At 68.9% G+C, this 21,065-nt stretch carries 18 protein-coding genes and 1 riboswitch; of the genes, 9 read left to right on the forward strand and 9 right to left on the reverse strand.

The genetic code is table 11. The features are described from left to right. Positions 1-62 precede the first annotated feature (62 nt). Positions 63-617 (forward strand): RNA polymerase sigma factor, encoded by a 555-nt coding sequence (locus tag ACFCV3_RS32825; protein ID WP_376036640.1) that lies wholly within the window; start codon positions 63-65, stop codon positions 615-617. Beyond that, on the forward strand, positions 614-1,528 hold the full coding sequence (locus ACFCV3_RS32830; RefSeq protein WP_376036643.1) for a hypothetical protein: 915 nt from the start codon (positions 614-616) through the stop codon (positions 1,526-1,528). The genes ACFCV3_RS32825 and ACFCV3_RS32830 overlap by 4 nt, the downstream gene beginning before the upstream one ends. Here ACFCV3_RS32830 and ACFCV3_RS32835 read toward each other — a convergent pair whose 3' ends face one another. Genes ACFCV3_RS32835 through ACFCV3_RS32845 form a run of 3 tightly spaced genes read right to left on the reverse strand, consistent with a single transcriptional unit; the run spans position 1,529 to position 3,734 of the window. Next, the gene (locus ACFCV3_RS32835; protein WP_376036646.1) at positions 1,529-2,359 is read right to left on the reverse strand and encodes a biotin-dependent carboxyltransferase family protein; all 831 of its coding nucleotides are present in this window, start codon (positions 2,357-2,359) and stop codon (positions 1,529-1,531) included. It abuts the gene before it with no gap. Further along, on the reverse strand, positions 2,356-2,961 hold the full coding sequence (locus ACFCV3_RS32840) for an allophanate hydrolase subunit 1 (protein ID WP_376036648.1): 606 nt from the start codon (positions 2,959-2,961) through the stop codon (positions 2,356-2,358). The genes ACFCV3_RS32835 and ACFCV3_RS32840 overlap by 4 nt, the downstream gene beginning before the upstream one ends. Then, the gene (locus ACFCV3_RS32845) at positions 2,961-3,734 is read right to left on the reverse strand and encodes a LamB/YcsF family protein (protein ID WP_376036651.1); all 774 of its coding nucleotides are present in this window, start codon (positions 3,732-3,734) and stop codon (positions 2,961-2,963) included. The genes ACFCV3_RS32840 and ACFCV3_RS32845 overlap by 1 nt, the downstream gene beginning before the upstream one ends. A 59-nt stretch (positions 3,735-3,793) precedes the next feature. Between ACFCV3_RS32845 and ACFCV3_RS32850 the strand changes: the two genes are divergently transcribed. From ACFCV3_RS32850 to ACFCV3_RS32860, 3 genes are all read left to right on the forward strand, one after another. Then, positions 3,794-4,516, forward strand: coding sequence for a GntR family transcriptional regulator (locus tag ACFCV3_RS32850; RefSeq protein WP_376036653.1), 723 nt, complete (start codon positions 3,794-3,796; stop codon positions 4,514-4,516). Positions 4,517-4,563: 47 nt separating this feature from the next. Then, positions 4,564-5,991 (forward strand): aminopeptidase P family protein, encoded by a 1,428-nt coding sequence (locus tag ACFCV3_RS32855; protein ID WP_376036655.1) that lies wholly within the window; start codon positions 4,564-4,566, stop codon positions 5,989-5,991. 171 nt (positions 5,992-6,162) lie between these two features. After that, complete coding sequence (locus tag ACFCV3_RS32860) at positions 6,163-6,390, forward strand: hypothetical protein (RefSeq protein WP_376036657.1); 228 nt, start codon at positions 6,163-6,165, stop codon at positions 6,388-6,390. 3 nt (positions 6,391-6,393) lie between these two features. Here ACFCV3_RS32860 and ACFCV3_RS32865 read toward each other — a convergent pair whose 3' ends face one another. After that, the gene (locus ACFCV3_RS32865; RefSeq protein ID WP_376036660.1) at positions 6,394-7,821 is read right to left on the reverse strand and encodes an alpha/beta fold hydrolase; all 1,428 of its coding nucleotides are present in this window, start codon (positions 7,819-7,821) and stop codon (positions 6,394-6,396) included. Positions 7,822-7,918: 97 nt separating this feature from the next. Between ACFCV3_RS32865 and ACFCV3_RS32870 the strand changes: the two genes are divergently transcribed. Both ACFCV3_RS32870 and ACFCV3_RS32875 read left to right on the forward strand, forming a co-directional pair. Beyond that, positions 7,919-8,266: a DUF3817 domain-containing protein gene (locus tag ACFCV3_RS32870; protein WP_376036663.1), complete on the forward strand. Its 348-nt coding sequence runs from the start codon at positions 7,919-7,921 to the stop codon at positions 8,264-8,266. Then, positions 8,264-8,358: riboswitch (glycine riboswitch) on the forward strand. It overlaps the preceding gene by 3 nt. A 79-nt stretch (positions 8,359-8,437) precedes the next feature. Further along, a complete protein-coding gene (locus tag ACFCV3_RS32875; protein WP_376036666.1) occupies positions 8,438-9,811 on the forward strand; it encodes an L-serine ammonia-lyase in 1,374 nt (457 codons plus the stop codon). Between the two features lie 116 nt (positions 9,812-9,927). Here ACFCV3_RS32875 and ACFCV3_RS32880 read toward each other — a convergent pair whose 3' ends face one another. From ACFCV3_RS32880 to lysX, 3 genes are all read right to left on the reverse strand, one after another. Beyond that, positions 9,928-10,755: an alpha/beta fold hydrolase gene (locus ACFCV3_RS32880; protein ID WP_376036669.1), complete on the reverse strand. Its 828-nt coding sequence runs from the start codon at positions 10,753-10,755 to the stop codon at positions 9,928-9,930. A gap of 61 nt (positions 10,756-10,816) precedes the next feature. After that, positions 10,817-11,560 carry a hypothetical protein gene (locus ACFCV3_RS32885; RefSeq protein ID WP_376036672.1) on the reverse strand — a complete coding sequence of 248 codons (744 nt, stop codon included), beginning with the start codon at positions 11,558-11,560 and terminating at the stop codon, positions 10,817-10,819. Between the two features lie 242 nt (positions 11,561-11,802). Then, complete coding sequence (lysX, locus tag ACFCV3_RS32890) at positions 11,803-15,159, reverse strand: bifunctional lysylphosphatidylglycerol synthetase/lysine--tRNA ligase LysX (protein WP_376036675.1); 3,357 nt, start codon at positions 15,157-15,159, stop codon at positions 11,803-11,805. Positions 15,160-15,269: 110 nt separating this feature from the next. On the opposite strand from lysX, the gene ACFCV3_RS32895 reads away from it, so the two are divergent. Next, a complete protein-coding gene (locus ACFCV3_RS32895; protein ID WP_376036678.1) occupies positions 15,270-15,956 on the forward strand; it encodes a DUF998 domain-containing protein in 687 nt (228 codons plus the stop codon). Then, a complete protein-coding gene (locus ACFCV3_RS32900; RefSeq protein WP_376036681.1) occupies positions 15,953-16,699 on the forward strand; it encodes an alpha/beta fold hydrolase in 747 nt (248 codons plus the stop codon). Before ACFCV3_RS32895 ends, ACFCV3_RS32900 begins: the two co-directional genes overlap by 4 nt. Here the strand turns inward: ACFCV3_RS32900 and ACFCV3_RS32905 are convergent. Then, positions 16,696-17,925 carry an ROK family transcriptional regulator gene (locus ACFCV3_RS32905; RefSeq protein ID WP_238176458.1) on the reverse strand — a complete coding sequence of 410 codons (1,230 nt, stop codon included), beginning with the start codon at positions 17,923-17,925 and terminating at the stop codon, positions 16,696-16,698. The two genes, ACFCV3_RS32900 and ACFCV3_RS32905, sit on opposite strands and share 4 nt — an antisense overlap. A gap of 69 nt (positions 17,926-17,994) precedes the next feature. Continuing rightward, positions 17,995-20,919 carry an AAA family ATPase gene (locus ACFCV3_RS32910; RefSeq protein ID WP_376036684.1) on the reverse strand — a complete coding sequence of 975 codons (2,925 nt, stop codon included), beginning with the start codon at positions 20,917-20,919 and terminating at the stop codon, positions 17,995-17,997. Positions 20,920-21,065 lie beyond the last annotated feature (146 nt).

Below are 21,065 nucleotides of genomic sequence, written 5' to 3' on the forward strand. Positions count from 1 at the left end.
GATCTGGAGGTGGTGACGTGACGATAGCGCTGACCGGGAGACCCGAGGGGTTGCCGAGGACGATGAGCGATGCGGAGCTCTGGCGGCGGGCGGTCGAGGGGGAGACCGAGGCGTTCGGGGCACTGTTCGACCGGCATGCCAAGGCCGTCTACAACTTCGTCTTCCGGCGGCTGGCCTCGTGGAGTGATGCCGAGGACCTGACGTCGCTGGTCTTCCTGCACGCGTGGCGGCGCCGGGCCGAGGTGGTTCTGGTCCACGACTCGGCACTCCCATGGCTGTTGCGGACAGCCGATTACGTGCTGCGGAACGAGTGGCGCAAGCAGCACTTCCGGCGGCTCAACCTCCTCCGCCAGGCGCCGGCCGCCGACGAGCCGGACCACGCCGAACGGGTCGCCGCCCGGATCGACGACGAGCGGGAGGCCAAGCGGTTGCGCGCCCTGCTGCGCAAGCTGCCGCGGCACGAGCGCGAGATCGTCGAACTCTGCTTCTGGTCGGGGCTCGACGCGGCAGCCGCCGCTGTTGCCCTCGACATCCCGCTCGGCACCGTGAAGTCGCGGATGTCGCGCGCCCGCAAACGTCTTCGCGACCTGAGCGTCGTTGTGGAGGATCCGTCATGAGAGAACTACTGAACCGCCGCCCCGACCAGCCGCTCCCGCCCGGCCAGCACGAGAAGCTGCGCGCCGAACTGCTGGACGCCCTGGAGACCGAACAAGCCGGTACGCCGCGCCGCGTGCTGGTGCCGATTGCCGCCGCTGCCGCGGTTCTGATGGTCGTCACAGGCCTGGCGGTCGCCGGATCGGCACTGAAGAAGGACGACACAGGTACGCCGGCCGCCGGGGGAGGCCAGCCGGTCGTGCGGGACTTGTCGGCAGCGGACACGGCCGCGCTGCAGAAGCAGTGCCTGGCCGAGGCCGACCGGATCACGGTCAAGCAGCTACCGCGCCCGTTCCGCTCGTACAAAGCGGTTCGCGCGTTCGAGTTCGTCGATGTGCAGGATCCGAAGGTCGTGAAGACCTGGCTGATTGCCAAGGGGAAGGCCGATGAATGGCAGGACGGAAAGCCGTCCATCGTCCCGCCGGGTCAGGGCTACTGGCTGTGCAGCCGGACTGCCGGCGGGGCGATCAGCGAGTCGAGTATCCGGCACGGCGCCGAGCCGGAGGTGACGGAGGAGATCCGGCGGGTGGCGCGCAACGCCGGCATCTTTGCTGGTGCGGTGGCGCGAGTGACGATGCAGCCGAAGGGCCAGCCGGAGCGCGACGCGTACCTGTCGAACGGGTTCTGGTTCGCGCCGACCGTCGGCCGGGTCGGCTGGGGTCCGCACTACGACGATGACGACCCGAATCTGGCCGACTTCGTCTACCGGGCCTACGACGCCGGCGGCCGGGAGATCTACTCCAGTGCCAACCCGCCGAAGCCGTTGCTCTGCACACTGCGCTGGGAGAAGACCGGGGTGGACGGCAAGAAGACGCCAGCGGGGCCGCCGACGGCGAACCCGCCGTACTGCCCGAAGTACAAGTGGCCGTCCTGATCAGGTGGTGAAACGGACGCCCTGGCCGGGGCGGAGTTGGGCGCATCCGGCCAGGGACGCCGTGCTGACATAGGCGATCACGGGGTAGCCGCCGGTGACGGGGTGGTCGGCGAGGAAGATGACGGGGAGGCCGGACGGCGGGATCTGGATCGCGCCGAGGGCCATGCCTTCGCTGGAGAGTTCGCCTTCGCGGGCGCGCTCCAGCGGGGTGCCGTCGAGGCGGACGCCGACCCGGTTGCTGTTGCTGCTGACGTTGTAGGTCTGGCTCAGGAACGACGACCAGCCGGCGTCGGTGAACCAGTCGCGGCGCGGGCCCGCGGTGACGCGGACGAGCACGGTGCCGGCGACGGGGTCCGCGACCGGGGCGAGGTCGACACCCGGCATCGGTCCGCACTCGCGGCCGACCGGGAGCGACGTACCGGCCTTCAGGGGCGCGGGACCGAGGCCGGACAGCAAGTCGGTCGAGCGCGAGCCAAGGACTGGCGGTACGTCGATTCCGCCGCGAACCGCGACGTACGTCCGCAGACCGGAGCGGGGCGGACCGAACCGCAGTACCGTGCCGGCTCGCACGATCGACGGCGCGTTGAGCGGTACGCCGGAGCACGGAGCGCCGGTGACTGCGATCGTCAGGTCGGTGTCGGCGTGCAGGACGAGTCCGCCGAAGGTGATCTCCAGGGCGGCCGCGTCGGGGTGGTTACCAACCAACCGGTTGGATAGGGCGAAGGAGGCCGGATCGCAGGCACCCGAGGCCGGAACTCCCAACGCCGCCTGGCCGATCCGGCCGCGGTCCTGAATCGTTGCCAAGGGCCCCGTTTCCAGTACGGTGATCACGGGCGGCCCGCGTCGACGAAGCGGACCCGGCGGCCGGGATGGAACAGGGCGGCGGGATCGCGTTGCTGGTCGAAGATCTTCAGATCGGTACGCCCGATCAACTGCCAGCCGCCGGGCGATTCCCGCGGGTAGACCCCGCTGAACTCACCGGCCAGGCCGACCGCGCCGACCGGGACCTTGGTGCGTGGTGACGAACGACGGGGGATGTTCCAGTCCGCCGTACCGGTCAGGTAGCCGAAGCCGGGAGCGAAGCCGCAGAACGCCACCGTCCACTCCTCGCCGGTATGGCGCTCGATGATCTCGGCCACGTCGCATCCGAGCAGCTCGGCCACGTCCTGCAAATCCTCGCCGTCGTACACGACTGGGACCTCTAGCAGGTCACCAACACTGCGGTCGGAGGTCGTTGGCTCTACGGCGAGGAGATGACGGCTGAGGGCGTCCAGACCGCCCGTGGTCGTGACTAGCACGGTCCGCGCCGCCGGCACGATGTCGACGGTGTTGGGTGGCGGGTCGGCGAGCAGCGCGGCGTAGTAGCCGAGCACGTGGTCGAGGTCGTCGAGCTCGACCAGCAGTGCCTGGTCGCCCGCGGGCAGGATTCGCATCAGCGACCGAACGGGCTCAGCGTGACGCCGGCATCCTCCAGTGCGGCCCGAACCCGGCGCGCGATGCCGACTGCGCCCGGGGTGTCGCCGTGCACGCAGATCGAGGCCGCATCGACTGTCAGCTCACCACCTGCGCTGTCGGTGATCGGCCGGCCGGTGGCCATCGCCGTACAGCGTGCTGCAATCTCGTCGGCGTCGTGCAGCACCGATCCGGCCTCGCGGCGGGACACCAGCGTGCCCTCGGGGGTGTAGGCGCGGTCTGCAAAGGCTTCGTGGACGACGGTGAGGCCGGCCTCGGCGGCGAGGCGGAGCCAGGCCGAGCCAGGGAGACCGAGGACCGGGAGTGTGCGGTCGTAGTCGGCGACCGCCGCGACCACAGCCGCGGCTTGGGCCTCGTGGTGGCCGATCGTGTTGTACAGAGCGCCGTGGGGCTTCACGTAGCGGACGCGGTCCCCGGCGATCCGGGCGAACGCGTCCAGGGCGCCGAGCTGGTAGACGATCTCGTCGCGCAACGCATCCGGCTCGATATCGACGAACCGCCGTCCGAAGCCGGCCTTGTCGGCGTACCCGACGTGGGCGCCGATGGCGACCCCGCGCTCGACCGCCTGGGCGGTCACCCGGCGCATGATCGAGGGGTCACCGGCGTGGAAGCCGCAGGCCACGTTGGCACTCGTGACGACGTCGAGCAGCGCGCTGTCGTCCCCCATCGGCCAGGAGCCGAAGCCTTCGCCGAGGTCCGCGTTGAGGTCCACACGCTCCGCGTTGTAGCTCATAAGCAATCCTAAGAGATTGTTGAACAATCCTGCAAGAGGCTTGTTCTATGATTCGGCGCATGACTACCGGTGAGGCCGACGGAAGCCGGCAAGCGTGGTTGCGGACGGTCGCCGCCGATGTGGCGCGGCTCGACCGCAGCAGCTCTGCCGAGCGGGCCGCCGACATCCTCCGTCGCAGTATCACCGAGGGTGCCCTCCCGCCCGGTGCCCAGCTGTCCGAGGTTGAACTGACCGAGGTCCTGGAGGTCAGCCGGAACACGCTGCGCGAGGCGTTCCGGCTGCTGACCCACGAAGGCCTGCTGATCTACAAACTGCACCGCGGCGTCTTCGTCCCCGAGCTGGACGAGGCCGATGTGGTCGACCTCTACCGCTTGCGCCGCGTGCTCGAGGTCGACGTCGTGCGCGGTCTCGCCGATCGCGACCCCGAGCTGCCGGCCGCGCGGCTCGAACCGCTGGCCGACGACGTCGAGGCCGCCGAGGCCGCTGCCCGTGCCGATCGCTGGCCGGCCGTCGGTACGGCGAACATGCGCTTCCACCAGCACCTGATCGGCCTGGCCGACAGTGCCCGGATGGACGCGATGACCGGCCGGCTGCTCGCGGAGCTGCGACTCCTCTTCCATGTGATCGCGACGCCGCGCGAGCTGCACGAGCCCTACATCGCCCGCAACCGCACCCTCTTCGAGCTGCTCGAAGCCCGCCGGTACGACGAGGCCGCGAGCACCCTGCACCAGTACCTCCTCGACTCCGAGATCGCCATCCTCGAAGCCTTCCGCACACGCTGATCCATAAAGGGTTGCGCGGCCCCGGTGCGACCTGAGTTGATGGTTGTATGAGCGACGAGCGGACCGATCAGACACCCAAGTCCTACCGCCCCATCGACGCCAAGGGTTTCCGCGAGTCCATCGCGCGGGGCTGGGGGCCCGTGGACCGGTCCGTCAGCGTGCCCGCCGGGCTGGCCGAAGCGGCCGCCGAGCATCGGCGCAAGCTGTCCGCGGCGCTGCCGGGGCGCCGGATCGCGCTCGGTGCCGGGCATGCACCGGTGCGTTCCAACGACACCGACTACGACTTCCGCGCCGACAGCGACTTCGTCTGGCTGACCGGCTGCCAGGCCCAGGGCGCCGTACTGGTGTTGTCGGCCGATGGTGACGCCACGCTCTATCTTCGCGAAGCGGCCGGGCCGGAGGAGGCCGACTTCTTCGCGAACGCGCGCGACGGTGAGCTGTGGATCGGCCCGGTGCCGGGTCTGAAGGACTGGTCGGAGGCGCTGCAGATCGCCTGCCGCCCGATCGAGGAGTTGCCGTCGGCGGTGCGTGGTGCGGTTCCGTTCATGCTGTCGGTGCCTGGGGTCGATCCGATGCTCGACGCGTTGGTGCGGACCTCGCCGCACGACGGGAACGCGCTGCGGCAGTCCATCGCCGAGCTGCGCCGGATCAAGGACGACTGGGAGCTGGACCAGCTGCGCGATGCGGTCGCGGCGAGTGTGCTCGCGTTCGAGGATGTGGCGCGCGAGCTGCCGGAGGCCATTCGTGGTGGCGGCGAGCGCTGGCTGCAGGGCACCTTCGACCGGCGCGCCCGGACGGCCGGCAACGGTGTCGGCTACGCGTCGATCGTTGCTGCTGGCAAGCATGCACCGGTTCTGCACTGGGTCCGGAACGACGGGGCAGTGAGCGAAGGTGACGTGATCCTGCTCGATGCCGGGGTCGAGACGCGCACGCTCTACACGGCGGATGTGACCCGGACGTTCCCAGCCACTGGTGAGTACACCGCGGCTCAGCGGCAGGTTCACGACCTCGTGCACAAGGCACAGCTCGCCTCACTCGATGCAGTGAAGGCAGGAGCGCCGTACCGGGCCTTCCAGCATGCCGCGATGGTCGTGCTGGCCGAGGGACTGCGGGACTGGGGTCTGCTCGACGTGTCGCTCGACGAACTGCTCGGGCCGGACGGCCAGCAGCATCGGCGGTTCATCGTCTGCGGGACCGGTCACTACATCGGTCTCGACGTCCACGACTGCGACGCGGCCCGGCCGGAGACCTACTTCGCCGGTGAGATCGAAGCCGGTATGGCGCTGGCCGTCGAGCCAGGGCTGTACTTCCACCCGAACGACGAGACCGTACCGCCGGAACTGCGCGGGATCGGGATGCGGATCGAGGACAACGTCGTCGTGCATTCCGACCGCCTGGAGATCCTCACCGAGGCGCTGCCGATCGACACCGACGGCCTCGAAAAGTGGACCCAAAGGCACCTCAACGGAAAGTAGCCATGCGGTCACTGAAAATTATCGGTGACTTGCAGTAACACATTCCGGCGGCGACACGATGTAGTCGTCGGGGAGGGTCGAACTCGGCCAGGCGCGTGACAGTGGGGGGCCGCGGTCACGCGCCGGCCGAATTCCGACACCGGATCAGGGGAGATCCACGGGGGTGGAGTCATGAATCTGCGAGTGCGAGTCGTCCACTACGGCCAGCGGCACTGGTACGCCGACATCGATGATGCCGACGATCCGCAGCCCGACGACCCCTTCTGGTACATCGACCACTGCCACACCCAGGCGCAGGCCCTCAAGGCCGCCTGCGCCGAACTGGCCACCCTCTCGAACCGGGCCCGCCGCGGCGACCACCTCCACCGCGTCCTCGAGGTCACCGGCGTCGCGGTCTGACGATCACCCGGTCGGCGGTACGGCGGCGCACGTCGTACCGGGCTTGGGGACCGCTCGGTTGATGAGGTAGGCGTCGATGGTGGTGGTCATGCAGGGGGCCTTGTTGTAGCTGCCGTGGCCCCAGCCTTCGTAGGTGAGGAGGACGCCGTCGCGGCCTAGCTGGCGTTGGACGTTCTGCGCCATCCAGTACGCCGTGGCCGGGTCGTGGCGGGCGTTGGCGAGCAGGATCGGCGTCTTGAGGTGGTCGACGTCCAGGCGGTGCTGGGGGTTGTTCGCCTTGGGGGCGCCCAGGCAGAGCGAGATGGCCATGAACTGGCCCGGGTACGGCATGTCCGGGTTGTTGCGGGCGAGCCGATCCATCAGGGCGGCGTACTCGGGATAGGTGCCGACTCGCAGGTTCCAGTCCTGGCAGAACGGGACCAGGGGATGGGCGACGAGTTCGGTCGTCGGCGGTGGCGGGGTGGGGATGACACCCTTCTGCAGAGTGATGGCGAGTGCGTTCCACTGCGGGCCGTAGAGCATCCGGAAGACCGCGAAGGACGCCATGAACGGGTTGGCCGACTCGGTCCGGAGCTTGGCCCAGCGGGCGCGAACGTCCTGGCCGTGCAGGGCGCAGGTCGTCGTACGGTCGCACCACTCGACGAACTCGTCGAACGAGTCCTGGACGGACGCGGCTTGTGGATCGAGGAACTGGCGTGGCGTCGCGAGACTGTGGTCGAGCACGCTCTCCAGGACCATCGCGCGCACCCGGTGCGGGTAGGTCTCGGCGTACTGCGCACCGAGCGGGGTGCCGTACGAGCTGCCGTGGAAGGTGATCTGCCGCTCGCCCAGTGCGCGGCGGATCGCGTCGACGTCGCGCACGGTCTGCCAGGTGTCGACGTGGTCGTAGAGCGGGCCGGTGTGCTTGCGGCAGTCGTCGGCGAGCCGGCGGTTGTAGTCGATCAGCGCGTCGAACCCGGCCTGGTCGCGGATGAGCGGTGACGGCATCTCGGCGTACAGGCTTGCGGTGCACATGATCGGGTTGCTGCGGGCGATGCCGCGCGGGTCGAAGCTGACGATGTCGAAGCGGTCCTGGAGTTCCGGGCTGAACCGCGTCATCCCGGTCTTGATCCGGTCGACACCCGAGTCGCCGGGGCCGCCGGGACCGAACACCAGGACGCCGACGCGCTGGCCTTTCGCCGTACGGCGAGCGATCTCGAGGGTGAAGATCGGGCCGCTCGGGTTCCGCCAGTCGACGGGGAGCTTCAGAGTGGCGCACTGCGAGCCTTTGACCACTGCCGGATCGTCCTTGCCCTGCGGCTTGCAGTCGGTCCACTGCGGGGCGGCCGAGGCCGGGGCGGCCGAGGCCGGGAGTACGGCGAGACTTGCCGTGGTGACTGTCAGGACCACACCCCACGCGGTGGTCCTGAGCAGCATTCTGGGGTTCTTCATCTTCCCGATCCTTCGGTAATCGCTTGCCTCTCACATCAGGGAGCCGCCCCCAGACCACCCCGGACCGGCTTTGGGGGACTTGTTAGGGTCGGGCGCGATGACACACTCACGGTGGTTCCGGGCAGTGGCGATCGCCGAGGCGATCTCGTGGACCGGTCTGTTGATCGGCATGCTGTTCAAGTACGTGCTGTCCGACAACGAGATCGGCGTGAAGATCTTCGGCCCGATCCACGGCGGCATCTTCGTCGTGTACGTCGTGACCGTGCTGGTCGTCCGGGGCCCGCTGCGCTGGTCGTGGCCGGTCACCCTGGCGGCACTGGCCGCGAGTGTTCCGCCGCTGTTCACCTGGTTCTTCGAGATCTGGGCCGTCCGCACCGGCCGGATTGACGGCAACCAGCAGGCCGCCGTACCGTCGCGTCCGGAAGCTAACTCAACAGCCGCATGAACCCGTGCGGGAGAGACCCGGCCGTTCGAGCCGGGCGCCGTAGGAGCAACTCTCCCCAAGAATCTCTCAGGCACCTTCACCGTACGGGCGAGGCACCTCTGAAGGACAACAGTCCAACAGAGTGGGGAGGACACCACTCGGTCAACGACGACCGGAAGGGACCTCCGCATCATGGCGATCAGTGTCTTCGACTTGTTCAGTATCGGGATCGGCCCGTCGAGCTCACACACCGTGGGACCGATGCGCGCGGCCCGCACGTTCGTGCTCGGCCTCCAGGACGCCGGTCTGCTGACCGCGACGGCCCGGGTCGAATCGCAGTTGTTCGGCTCGCTCGGTGCGACCGGGCACGGCCACGGCAGTAACAAGGCGGTGCTGCTCGGCCTCGAGGGTGAAGACCCCGAGACCGTTGCCACGCACTCCGTCGACGCTCGCGTCGAGACGATCCGCGAGCGCGGCCGGCTGCGGCTGGCCGGGGTCCACGAGATCGCGTACGACGACAACGCCGACCTGATCATGCATCGCCGGAAGGCCCTGCCGTACCACCCGAACGGGATGTCCTTCCTGGCCCGCGGGGCGGATGGCGAGGTGCTGCGGGAGCGCACGTACTACTCGGTCGGCGGCGGATTCGTGGTCGACGAGAACGCGGCGGCCGGGGACCGGATCGTGCCGGACAGCACGGTGCTGAAGTATCCGTTCCTGAGTGGTGCCGAGTTGCTGGATCGTTGCCGCGAGTCCGGGTTGTCCATCGGTGAGGTGATGCTCGCCAACGAGCTGGCCTGGCGGACCGAGGAAGAGATCCACAGCGGCCTGCTGAAGATCTGGCAGGTGATGCAGGACTGCGTCAAGGAAGGTTGCGAGACCGAGGGCGTGCTGCCCGGCGGTCTGAAGGTTCCGCGGCGCGCGCACGCGCTGCACGGCAAGCTCACCCGCGACCCGTGGTCGGTCGACCCGCTGAAGGTGATGGACTGGGTCAACCTGTTCGCCCTCGCGGTCAACGAGCAGAACGCCTCCGGCGGCCGCATCGTCACCGCTCCGACGAATGGTGCCGCGGGCATCATTCCCGCCGTACTGCATTACTACCGGCGGTTCATCCCGGGCGCGACCGACGACGGGTGCGTTCGGTTCCTGCTGGTCGCGGCGGCGATCGGCGTTCTGTACAAGGAGAACGCGTCGATCTCCGGAGCCGAGGTCGGCTGCCAGGGCGAGGTGGGCTCGGCCTGCTCGATGGCTGCGGCCGGGTTGTGCGAGCTCCTCGGCGGTACGCCGGAACAGGTGGAGAACGCAGCCGAGATCGCGATGGAACACAACCTCGGCCTCACCTGCGACCCGGTCGGCGGCCTCGTCCAGATCCCCTGTATCGAGCGCAACGCCATGGCCGCGGTCAAGGCGATCAACGCCGCCCGGATGGCCATGCACGGCGACGGCGTCCACGTCGTCACCCTCGACAAGGTCATCAAAACCATGCGCGAGACCGGCGCCGACATGAAGATCAAATACAAAGAGACCTCCCGCGGCGGCCTCGCCGTCAACGTCATCGAGTGCTGACAAAGCCGGCACCCGTACAGCAGGCCGGAACAGTTCGCATGGGTGGGCACACCTGGTGGTGGGCTTGAACAGGTTATTCCTTGTCTCGGCCCACCAGTTCTTGTTCACGCCCCCTGTTAGAGCCGCGTTGTGCTGAGGATGGTTTGGGTTACGAGGGCTGGGGCGTCGTTCATGGGGACGTGGCCGCAGTTGAGGAGGGGGATCATGCGGGCCTGGGGGAGTTGGAGGTGGGCCCGGGCGGCTTGGAGGGGGAGGAGGATGCGGTCGTGGGTGCCCCAGGCGATGGTGACGGGGACGTTGGGGACGTCGCCTTCGAAGGTGGTGCCGCGGCGAGCGTGGGCGGCTACGCGGTCGAAGGCCACGCAGTCGCGGAGGGCGCGGGATTCGGCGACTACTGCTTCGGGGGCGCGGAGGGCCGGGCGGTGGTAGATGGTGCCGGTGAGCACGCGGCGGCCGGCGGGGGTGCGGGAGAGGCGCTGGACGGTGGCTTCCGGCGTACGGCGGGCGACTCGGCGGAGGTTGGTGAGCAGGCTGATGGCCCAGCGGTTCTCGCGGGGTGACCAGAAGCCGGCCGGGGAGAGCGCGGTGACCGAGCGGACCAGGCCGAGCTGGCCGAGGCGGAGTGAGACCAGACCGCCGAGGGAGTTGCCGGCGACGTGCGGGTGGTCGAGGTCGAGGGCCTTGCAGAGGGCGTCGACGGTGTAGGCGAGGCTGTCGAGCTCGTCAGGTACACCCAGCGGTACGTCGGGGGATTCGCCGAAACCGGGGAAGTCGAGCGCGATCACGTCGTGGCGCTCAGCCAGCTGGTCGAGGACCGGGTCGAAGGCCTGCCAGTGGTGGCCGATGCCGTGCAGCAGCACCAGCGGTTCGCCCGAACCCTTGCGGTAGTAGGCGACCTCGACCCCAGGGACCCCGGCCACGGTGACGCTCGCGGTTGCACTCATGACCTCATCGTGACCCCGGGACACCGTTCTGTCATCGTGACATGGCCGATGTCACATAGCTCTAGTAAGCCTCTACCTCGCTGGTCGACGCGTTCCCGGTGATGGTCGGACGCAGGTTGATCTTCCACGACTTGTCCGGCCCGAACGCCTGGTCGAACTTCAGGAACGAGCACCCGGTCGAGAACTGCCGCCGCTCGGAACTCCAGTCCGCCCCACTCTTGTAGTACAGGTGATAAGCCCCACCGATCCGCGTGATCGCGGCCGACTTCCCGGCCCGGATGTACGTCATCACATGCGGTTCCCGCGGCGGCTTCCCGTCCGTGACGACCGAGATCACGACATCCTTCGCCGTACCGTTCGTGATCGACAACCGCCCGATCCCGGCCTCCCCACGCCGTACGACTGTCTCGCCGTTCTCCGGCCGGACCACCTTCGGAGCCGGTCCCGGGTCCGGCAGCGTTCGCCCGAACGCCAGCTTGAGCTTCGTCAGCGCCACCAGCGCCGGCGCGAGGTCGGCGCGCAACTGCCGCTGGACCTTCTGCGAGGTGTATGGCCCACCGCCGCAGCGCGCATCGAGCTCGGCCTGCTCCGGATCGGACAGCTTGTACGCCGCCACCCCGATCCGGTCCTGCAACAACTGGTGTACGGCGGTCAGCCGCCCCTCGACCGTCAACGCGGCCAGCCGTCCCGAGGCGGTGTTGAGCGCCTTCGACACGTCACCCATCGCCTGGCCCAACCCCTCGGCCGTCTGTGCCCCGGCCAGTGCCCGAAGGCTCACCGCGAGCGACTTCTCCGCTTTCGTCAACTCACCCTGGTACGCCGCCTGACCCAACGGTCCCTGTGGTCCTGAAGGCGTAGCAGCCGCCGTCCCACCGACCGGTGTCGGCGCTGATCCACCATCGACCAATGGCGCCGAACACCCCGCCAATACGCACAGCAGCGCCCCAACTACCGCAACCTGCCTCATCAACCCCGCCCCAGTAGCCCCAACCCCGCGCCCTGCTCCAGGCTACGGGGCCGACCAACTCGGGACGACCCAGCGCAGCGTTAAGAATCTCTCGAAGCCGGTCGGACAAAGGGAAACGCGAGCGTCGAGCGGATGTTCTGCCCGGTCAGCATCATCATCACCCGGTCGACCCCGATCCCCAGCCCACCGGTCGGCGGCATCGCGTACTCGAGCGCACTCAGGAAGTCCTCGTCCAGCGACATCGCCTCGGGATCACCGGCCGCGGCCTTCAGCGACTGCTCGGTGAGCCGCCGCCGCTGCTCGACCGGGTCGACGAGCTCCGAGTACGCCGTACCGATCTCGGCTCCGAAGGCGACCAGGTCCCAGCGTTCGGCGAGCCGGGGCTCGGTCCGGTGGGTCCGGGTCAGCGGTGACGTCTCGAGCGGGAAGTCCGTGTAGAACGTCGGCAGCGTGGTGTGCGGCTCGACCAGCTCGTCGTACAACTCGAGGACCAGCTCACCCGCACTCAGCTCGAACGTCGTGTGCACCCCGTGCTTGACGCACAGTTCGCGCAAGGTCTCCACCGAGGTACCAGGGTCAACCGGTACGCCGGCCGCCCGGGCCACCGCGTCGTGCACACTGATCACCGGCCACTCGCCGGAGATGTCGATCTCGCCGTCCGGCCGCTGCACCACCGGCTTGCCGAAGACCGCGGTCGCCGCCTCGATCAGCAGCTCCCGGGTCAGCTCGCGCATCACGTGGTAGTCGGCGTACGGCTGGTACGCCTCGACCGACGTGAACTCCGGGTTGTGCGTCGCATCCGCGCCCTCGTTGCGGAAGTTGCGGTTGAGCTCGAAGATCTTGCCGAGCCCGCCGACGCTGAGCCGCTTCAGGAACAGCTCCGGCGCGATCCGCAGGAACAGATCGGTGTCGTAGGCGTTGATGTGGGTCTGGAACGGCCGCGCGTTCGCGCCACCGTGCACCGCCTGCAGCATCGGCGTCTCGACCTCGATGAACCCACGCGACTCGAAGCCGTTGCGCATCGCCCGTACGGCGGCGCTGCGGTGCCGCATCATCCGCAGCGACTCCGGGTTCATCACCAGGTCGATGTGCCGCTGCCGGACGCGGGCCTCGGGGTCGGTGAACCCCTTCCGCTTGTCCGGCAACGGATGCAGGCACTTGGCCGCCATCATCCACTCGGTGGCCGCGATGGACAGCTCGCCGCGCTTGCTCGTCACGACCTCGCCGGTGACGCTGACGTGGTCGCCGATGTCGACGAGCCGCCGCCAGTGGTCGAGCGCTGCCTCGCTGCAGGCATCGGCGGACAGCATGACCTGCAGCTGGACCAGCCCGTCCTGCAGCTGGGCGAACGAAAGACCGCCATGATCCCGCATCCGCAGCACGCGGCCGGTCACGGAGACCGTGTGGCCGGTGTGGTAGTCGGCCGGCAGGTTCTGGTGCTGCTCGCGGATCCGCTCGATCGTGTCCGTCCGCAGCACCGAGACCGGGTACGGATCGATGCCAGCGGCAACAAGGCCGACCAGCTTGGTACGGCGGATCTGCTCCTGCTCGGTGAGTTTGCGCTCCGGAAGCGCCGGCCGCAGCAGGTTCTCCTCCTGCTCGCGAACCGTGGCCGCGAACTGCTCGCCGTCCCCGGCCTGGATCGCGTGCCGCTCGCCACTGGTCGCCCGGTCGACGCGGGTCCAGGGCCGCGGGGCGGGCAGGAAGCCCTCCGCCGTACCGGCCGCCAGGAGGACCTGGGCGAGCGAGGCGCCACGGGCGTAGCAGATCAGTCGTGGTGACCAGCGCGGCAGGTACTTCTCGTTGGACTGGTAGAGGCTCTCCAGCTGCCAGAAGCGGGACGCGGCGGTGAGCAGTGCGTTCGTGAGTCGCAGCACCGGGCCGGCGCCGACGCGTTCGGCGTCGCTGAAGATCTCCCGGAACATGGCGAAGTTCAGCGAGATCCGGTGCAGACCGAGGTCGCCGCACGCCTCCACCAGCGACGTGACCATGAACTCCATCAGGCCGTTCACGGACTCCGGATCGCGCCGCATCAGGTCGAGGGAGACACCGCGCACACCCCAGGGCACGAACGACAGCAGCCCACGGACCTCGCCGTCGGCGTCGCGGGCGATCACCATCACGCAGCGTGCGTCGGCCGGATCGCCCAGGCGCCCCAGCGCCATCGAGAAACCACGCTCGGTCTGGGCGCCGCGCCACTTCTCGGCGAGCTCGACATAGCTCGCCAGGGCCTCGGGGGACAGGTCGCCGTGCCGGACCACCTCGGCGCGGTAGCCGGCCCGCTGGGCTCGCGTCACCGCTTGCCGGACCGGTCGCATCGTGCGGCCTTCGAGACTGAAGTCGGCGACGTCGATGATCGCCTCGTCACCCATCGCGAGCGCCCGCAGCCCGGCGTCGACGTACGCGTGGGCGGCCTCCTCGCTCGCGGACAGGACCGCCGGGGACCACCCGTACAGGCGGGCCTCCTCGGTCCAGGCCTCGATCGCTCCGGGCCAGGCCGCCGGATCGCCGAGAGGGTCACCACTGGCCAGGCTGACCCCGTTGACCACTCGGTAGGCGATCGCCGAGTCACCGGCTGCCGAGAAGATGACGGCCTTGTCCCGGCGGGTCGCGAAGTACCCGAGCGAATCCCGTTCGCCGCTCTCCAGCAGCAGCTTGCGGACGCCGAGCTCCTCGGGCTGGGTCAGATACCGGACCCGGCGGGCCGACCGGAGGAAGATCGCGAAGGCGATCACCAGCGACGCGGCCGAGATCGCGCTTACGACCAGCCCGACCCAGGTGTGCCCCTGGTGCCCGTCGAGCTTGCTGTGCTGCTGCCCGAACGCGGCCACGACCGCCCAGCCGATCTTCTGCCGCTGGCCGGTCAGCGTGTTCGGGAAGACCTGGGTCAGCGAGATGCTGACGGCCACCGAGATCAGCATGCCGGTGATCAGGGCACCGATGGCGAGCCGCCGGCTACCCGGGGCCAGCCGGGCCGGGAACGCGCCGCGGATCTTCCACAGCAGCACGATCAGCGCGCTGACCACGATGACCTGCAGGATCCCGAACTCGAGCTTCTGGACCGTGATCCGGTCCAGGTCGTCGACCAGCTCGGTCTCGGGGTTGCTCAGCTGCACGCTGCCGAAGGCGACCCACGCGATCAGCCCGAGCAGCCACAGCCCCTCGAAGATCCACAGCACCCAGAGCAGCGCCGCGCGTTTTCCGCGCAGCAACGCGCTGCCGACGACCGCCAGGTAGACCGCCGGGAAGAACGTGTGCCCGGCCGGGATCCCGAAGAAGTCGAACGCCTGGTCGACCCGCCTGACGTACGCCGGGGCGAACAGATGCAACACAATCGCAAGGAACGACCACACCGCGGCGAGCATCACAATGCGCCCGACCCACACCGCAGCGCGGTGCTGCCACGCCGGAATCACCTTCACTTGTTCAGACCGCACCTTGCGATCATCCCACTCCCCAGGACTAACTTTCGGTCGTGCTAGCTCCACCTTCCGGGTATACCTGACGCCACAGTCACCGCCTTGGTCCGTATGCGAGGCTTACCGCCATGCTTGCCGTACCCAAGGGTTTCCCGTACCGCCTGACCCGGAACCTGATGATCGCCGCCGGAATCCTCTACTGCAGCCTGCTGCTCGAGGCCGCCGCCGGCTATCCGCTGAACATCCACACCTCGTTCCTCAGCGAGCTGGGTGCGCGGGACCAGGCGACCAGCCCGTATGCGCGAGCGATGGACCTCGGGGCGAGTGTGCTGGTGCTGGTCGCCGCGATCCTGGCCCGGCCGGCGGCGCGGATGCATCGCGATGTGAGAGGCCTGATGATCAGTACGGCGGTCTTCGGGCTCGGAACGTTGTTCGACTCGTTCTTCCCGATGGACTGTGCCCCGTCGGCCAGCGAAGCCTGTCGGCTCGCGGAGGAACGCGGGCACGAGGGCGCGGATCTGGTGGTGCACGAGGTCACGTCGACCCTGGCCGGGCTGGGGACGATGGCCATCGGTGTGTTCGCCGTTCTGGTGCTGCGCCGGATCGGTTGGGGCGGCGCGTTGGGCCGGACGGTCGCCGTACTGGCCGCAGCCGTCTTGCTGACGAACACCTGGCTCGGGATCGAGACCGGCCTGGAGGTGCTCAGCGGTGACGACCTGCACCCGCCGGGCATCCTGCAGCGGGTCGCGATCCTGCTCGTGTGTGTTCTGCTGGCAGTGTTGCTTCCCGCCTTGAAGCGAGGTTTCCAGCGATGATCACGTGGATCGTGTTGCCAGGCATGGCCGAGACCGCCGAGGAGTTCGACCGGCTCCGTGAGTTGCTGCCCGAGCATGACCTGCGCGTGATCGATCCTTGGCAGACCCCGGTGAGCGCAGATCCCGACGTACTGCGGGCTGCTGCCGGGGTGCCGCCTGTCGTCGCGATCGGACTGATCGGGCATTCGATCGGCGGGCTGGCCGCGATGCGCTGGGCACTGACCCGGCCGCAGGAGGTGCCTCGGCTGATCCTGGTCGACACGACCCTGCCTTCGGAGTCCGGCCGGCACTGGCTCTACCCCGGTACCAGTGCGGAGCGGGTGGTCCGGGTGGTGCTGGGTTTCTACGGCCGGATCGGGCTGCCTCGCCTTGTCGGTCCGCTGGTACGCCGGTCGATGGTGCGGGTCGGCAGTGTGACCAAACGCGACCCCTTGCCAAAGGCAACCATTAGGAAGTTGTACGGCGATCCCCGTTCCTGGCAACGGTTCTGGGCCGAACTCACGGCCAGCTGGACCACCGCCCAGGAGGTCAAGAAGCTGCTGCCGGCCAGCGGCGTACCGACTCGGTTGCTGGTGGCAACTGGTGGCAGCTCGCGGGCCGGCGCCGACGACTGGCTGGCCGGGCAGCGTGAGTTGGCCGCGGCTTTGTCCGGCACGGTCGAGGTGCTGACCGACTCGGCGCACCTCGTCCATCTCGACCGCCCCGACGCCATCGCCGAGGCAGTCCGGACTCTGCGTCCCTAGGTCGTGCTGGTCAGCGTCGGGGTCGGGAGCTTGCGCTGCCAGACCTCGTCGAGCGCCATCCGCATGGCGCCTGTGACGACCGCGTCCTCGGCCAGGGCGGACAGCTCCAGCTTCGGGTGGTTCAGCGTGAGCAGCCGCAGCTGGTCGGAGATCGCGTCCAGCAGAACCGCACCGGCCCGGGCCACACCACCACCGATGACCACAGCGGTCGGGTCCAGGACCAGTACGGCGGGGGCCAGCGCGCGAGCGAAGTCGCGGGCAACCTGCTGCACGACCGCCTGAGCGACCGGATCACGCTCGGCCGCCGCCGCGAAGACGTCGGCAGTGTCGAGCTGGTCGCCACCCAGCTCAGCGAGTCGAGAGTCGGGGTTGTCCAGCGCGGCCTGGCGGCCGAGGGTGGCGATCGCCTCCGATCCCACCGCGCGCTCGAGCGGACCCCGGCTGTCCTCGGGGTTGATGACATCGTCCGGTGCGGTCGCGATGAAGCCGATCTCACCGGCGGCACCGGTACCGCGGTGCAGACGCCCGTCGATCACGATGCCGGCACCCAGCCGCTCACCCCACTGCACGGCGAGCAGCGTCCCCGTGCCGCCCCGGGCCGCCGCGATGGCCAAGGCGGCCAGGTTCGCGTCGTTGTCGAGGATGACCGGGCAGTCGAGCAGACTGCGCACGTGCTTGATCAGGTCGATCGCCGACCAGCCCGGCACACTCGGAACCAGCTGGACCCGGCCGGTGTGCTCATCCACGATGCCCGGGCTCGCCGCGACCGCCGCGGCAATGTCATCGGCTGGCACCTCGGCCTCCGCGAGCGCCTCGGTGATCACCTCGCTGATGACCCCGAGCAGCTCCTGAGCAGTCCAGCCCGGACCGGAACGCCGTACCAGCGAAAGCTTGCGACCAGCGAGATCGGAAACACCCACAGTCACCCGGTGCGGACCGACATCCAGCCCGAGCACCGGCGCCGCCCGGCCACGCAGCGACACCCGGATCGCCGGCCGCCCCAGCGAACGGTCTGCCGAATCAGGCCCGTGCTGCTGCAGCCACCCAGCATCCAGCAGCTCGTCGACAGCCTGCGCCACGGTCGGCCTGGCCAGCCCCGTGCGCTCGACCAGCTCGGCCACGCGCAACGGCGCGGGCGCGGACCGGCGAACCGCGTCCAGCACCGCGGCGACGTTGATCCGCCGCAGCATCGTCGTACCGCCGCCGCCGACCGTTCCCTTGCTCATGTCCGACCCCTTGCCTGCCACTCGCCCACTCTATATACAAAGCGAGCGTTCATAAATTACATCGTGGGATCAGTCTTGCAGCACGGTCCGCGCAAAACTGCTCAACGCCTCCCGGTCGGGCTGTTGGGTCTTCGTCATCAGGCTGGCAACATGCTTCTCCACCGTCCGCGGCGAGATGTGCAACCGCGAAGCGATCGACTTGTTCCCGATCCGATCCACCAGCAACCGGCACACCTCGTACTCCCGCGTCGTAATCCCCAACCGCCGCAAATCCGCCGGCACCAGATCACTCCCAGTACGTCGCTGCGAAACCGTCGCCCCAAGCTGCCGCAACAAACTCCGGCACGCACTCGACACCGGCTGAATGTTCGCCCCATGGAAATACTCCTCGGCCTGCCGCAACCAGGAGATCGGGTCACCCCACCCATCGGCGTGTGCTGACCCAGCCACCAGCCGCATGCCGAGGTGGCGCGCCATCGGATACAGAGATGACGTCTCCAGGGCCTCCGTCATCTTGGCGCTCGCGGCCTGAGCCTGCCCGTCGCGGCCGAGCAGAATCGCATGGGCCATCTGAACGAACTGCTTGTTCCACCGCATCCCACTAGCGGCCGTTGCGGTGACCACCTCGAAGTGCGGCCAACTGTTCCGCCCGGCCAGAACGCCGAGCAGCAGCCCCAGACCGTTCTTCCCCGAGGCGTGGAAGGTCGTCGGATTCTGCGCGTCGTACGCGAGGGCCTGCGCGAGATCCGAGTCGGCCAGCTCCCGGTTCTCCTCCAGCAGTGCACAGAAGGCTCGCGCCAGCCCGAAGGCGTAGGGCAGCTCGTACGACGCGCGCTCGCCGCCCTGGTTCGCGGCTTCGGCCAGTGTCTGTTCCATCGCGGTCCGACGGCCCTGGTGGGCCGCGAGAATCGCCTTGGTGGTCAGGAAGTACGTCGCGGCGCGACCCATCCGTAGCCGCCGGGTGACCTCGAGACCCTCGTCGATGATGGTGGCCGCCTTGCTGTACTCCGATCGCAGGATCGCTTGCTGCCCGAGGATCCCGTCGACCTCGTAGACGAGCGGGATCGCGCCGATCCGCAGGCCCTGCTGGCGGGCGCGCTCGAGTTCGATGATGCTGCCGGTGGCCAAGCAGATGGTGCCGCCCTGGTAGACGTGCGACAGCATCCGCTGCACAGTCAGCCCGTGTTCCTCGGCCACCTGCCGGGCGCGGTGGAAATAGTCGATCGACTCGTCGAGGTCGCGCTCCCGGGCCAGGATGCCGAGCAACTGCAGGGCCTCACACGCCACCTCGGGCAGCTTGGCGCTCTCGGCGGCTGCCGCCGCGCGGGTCGCCAGTTCGGTCGCGGCACGGACTCGCCCCGGATTGGTTCGGGCAAGCTCGAGGTTGGCGGCCAGGACGTCGACCGGGGCGACATCAGCCGGCGCGGCGTCGTTCCCGAGCAGCGCCCGCGCGGTGGCCAGGTGGGTCAGCGCGGCCGATGATCGCCCGGCCATGTGCTCGATGTTCGACAGTTGCACGTGCAGAGCAGCCACCTTGCGGCTGTCGAGATTGCGGTCAGCCAGGTCGTCGACCGCCGCCGCGTGCGCAGGAATGCTGTCGAACTCGCCGGTGGCGCTCAAGGCCATCAGCAGGATGCCAAGAACCTCGGCACGGTGGCCGAGGTCCTGGTCGTTCGTCAGCAAAGTGTTCGCACGGTTCAGCAGGTTGACCGCCGAGCCGGTGGACCCTTCGTCGAAGGAGCGTTGCCCGGCCAGCGCGAACAGCCGCCCCGCCCGGCTCAGATCACCCCCTGTCTCAGCCAGCTCTGCCACCATCTGGCACCACTCGCCCGGCAGCCCTGGGTGTAGCTCCTCGATGGCGTCCGCACACCGCCGAGCCAGCTCGGCGCGCTCGGTCGGTGTCAGGCTGGCGAGCAATGCATCGGCCGTCAGCGGATGGCAGAAGGCGTACCAATCCGGGCCTGCCTCGTCCGGCCCGACCAGCTGGGCGGCGACGCCGGCCCGCAGAGTAGCCAGCAGCATCCGTTCGTCGGTGCCGGTGGCCTTGCGGACAACGCTCAGTGGAAACCGGTGGCCGATCACGGCGGCCAGGATGAGGACGTCGCGGGACTCGTCGCCGAGCTGACCGGTCCGGCTCGTGATACTGCGGACGACCGCGGCCGGCACGTTGGTCCGCAGCCCGTCGACCACCTGGAGGCTGCCGTCCGGCCGCGCCAGCAACTGCCCGGAGCGACTTGCTTCCTGCAGCAACTCCTCGACAATGAACGGCACCCCTGCGCTGTCGTGCCACAACCGGTCGGTGAGCTGTGCCGGCAATCCGTCGACCGCGATCTCCAGGCATTCCGCGGCGAGCTCGACGACCTCTGCCGGCCGTAGCGGCTGCAGCTCGAACAGTCGGGCAGAACCACGTTGGGCGGCCACTCGGGCTAGGTCGGCGGCCGCACAGGATTCCGAGCGCAGAGTCGCGACAAGTGCGATCGGCTGGTCATCGAGGTTGTCGAGCAGGTACTCGACGACGGCCAGCGTCTCCGGGTCCGCGTCGTGCAGATCCTCCAGCACCAGCAGACAGCCGCGATCGTGACCGACCAGTGCGAGCAGCCGCAGCACTGCCTCGGCGAGGATGACCGGTGAAGCCCCGCTCTCGTGGGCGGTCCCGTCGTCCCAGTCCGGGATCAACCGCCCGAGCACCTGCCGGTACGGCCCGAGGCTGCCGGGGTCGGGCATCTCGCCGCGCCGGATCAGCGCCAGCAGAGCCTCGGTGAAAGGGCGGAACGCAACCATGGTGCCGAGCGCGCCGACCCGGCCGCGCAGTGCCGACATCCCATCGTCGAGCGCTCGTGCAGTGGCGAGCGCGGCGAGGCGGCTCTTTCCGATGCCGGGTTCACCGACCAGAAAGACCGCACCCCCGTGCCCGCCGCGAGTCGTGGTCAGCAATTGCCGGAGCTGATCGATCTCCTGGTTCCTGCCGACCACCCTGGGCGAACGGGTCTGCATGGTGGCCACTGTAACGACGGATTGCTGATATCGCAGCGGGTTCGGCGAGGTGGGGCCGGGGGAACCCCCCCCCCCCCACCCACATAAAAACAAAGCAGGGGGGGCCGCGAAATAGGTTATTTTGGGGGACCGCCCCCCCCCCCCCG

The organism is Kribbella sp. NPDC056345 (assembly GCF_042262745.1).
Taxonomy (GTDB): domain Bacteria; phylum Actinomycetota; class Actinomycetes; order Propionibacteriales; family Kribbellaceae; genus Kribbella.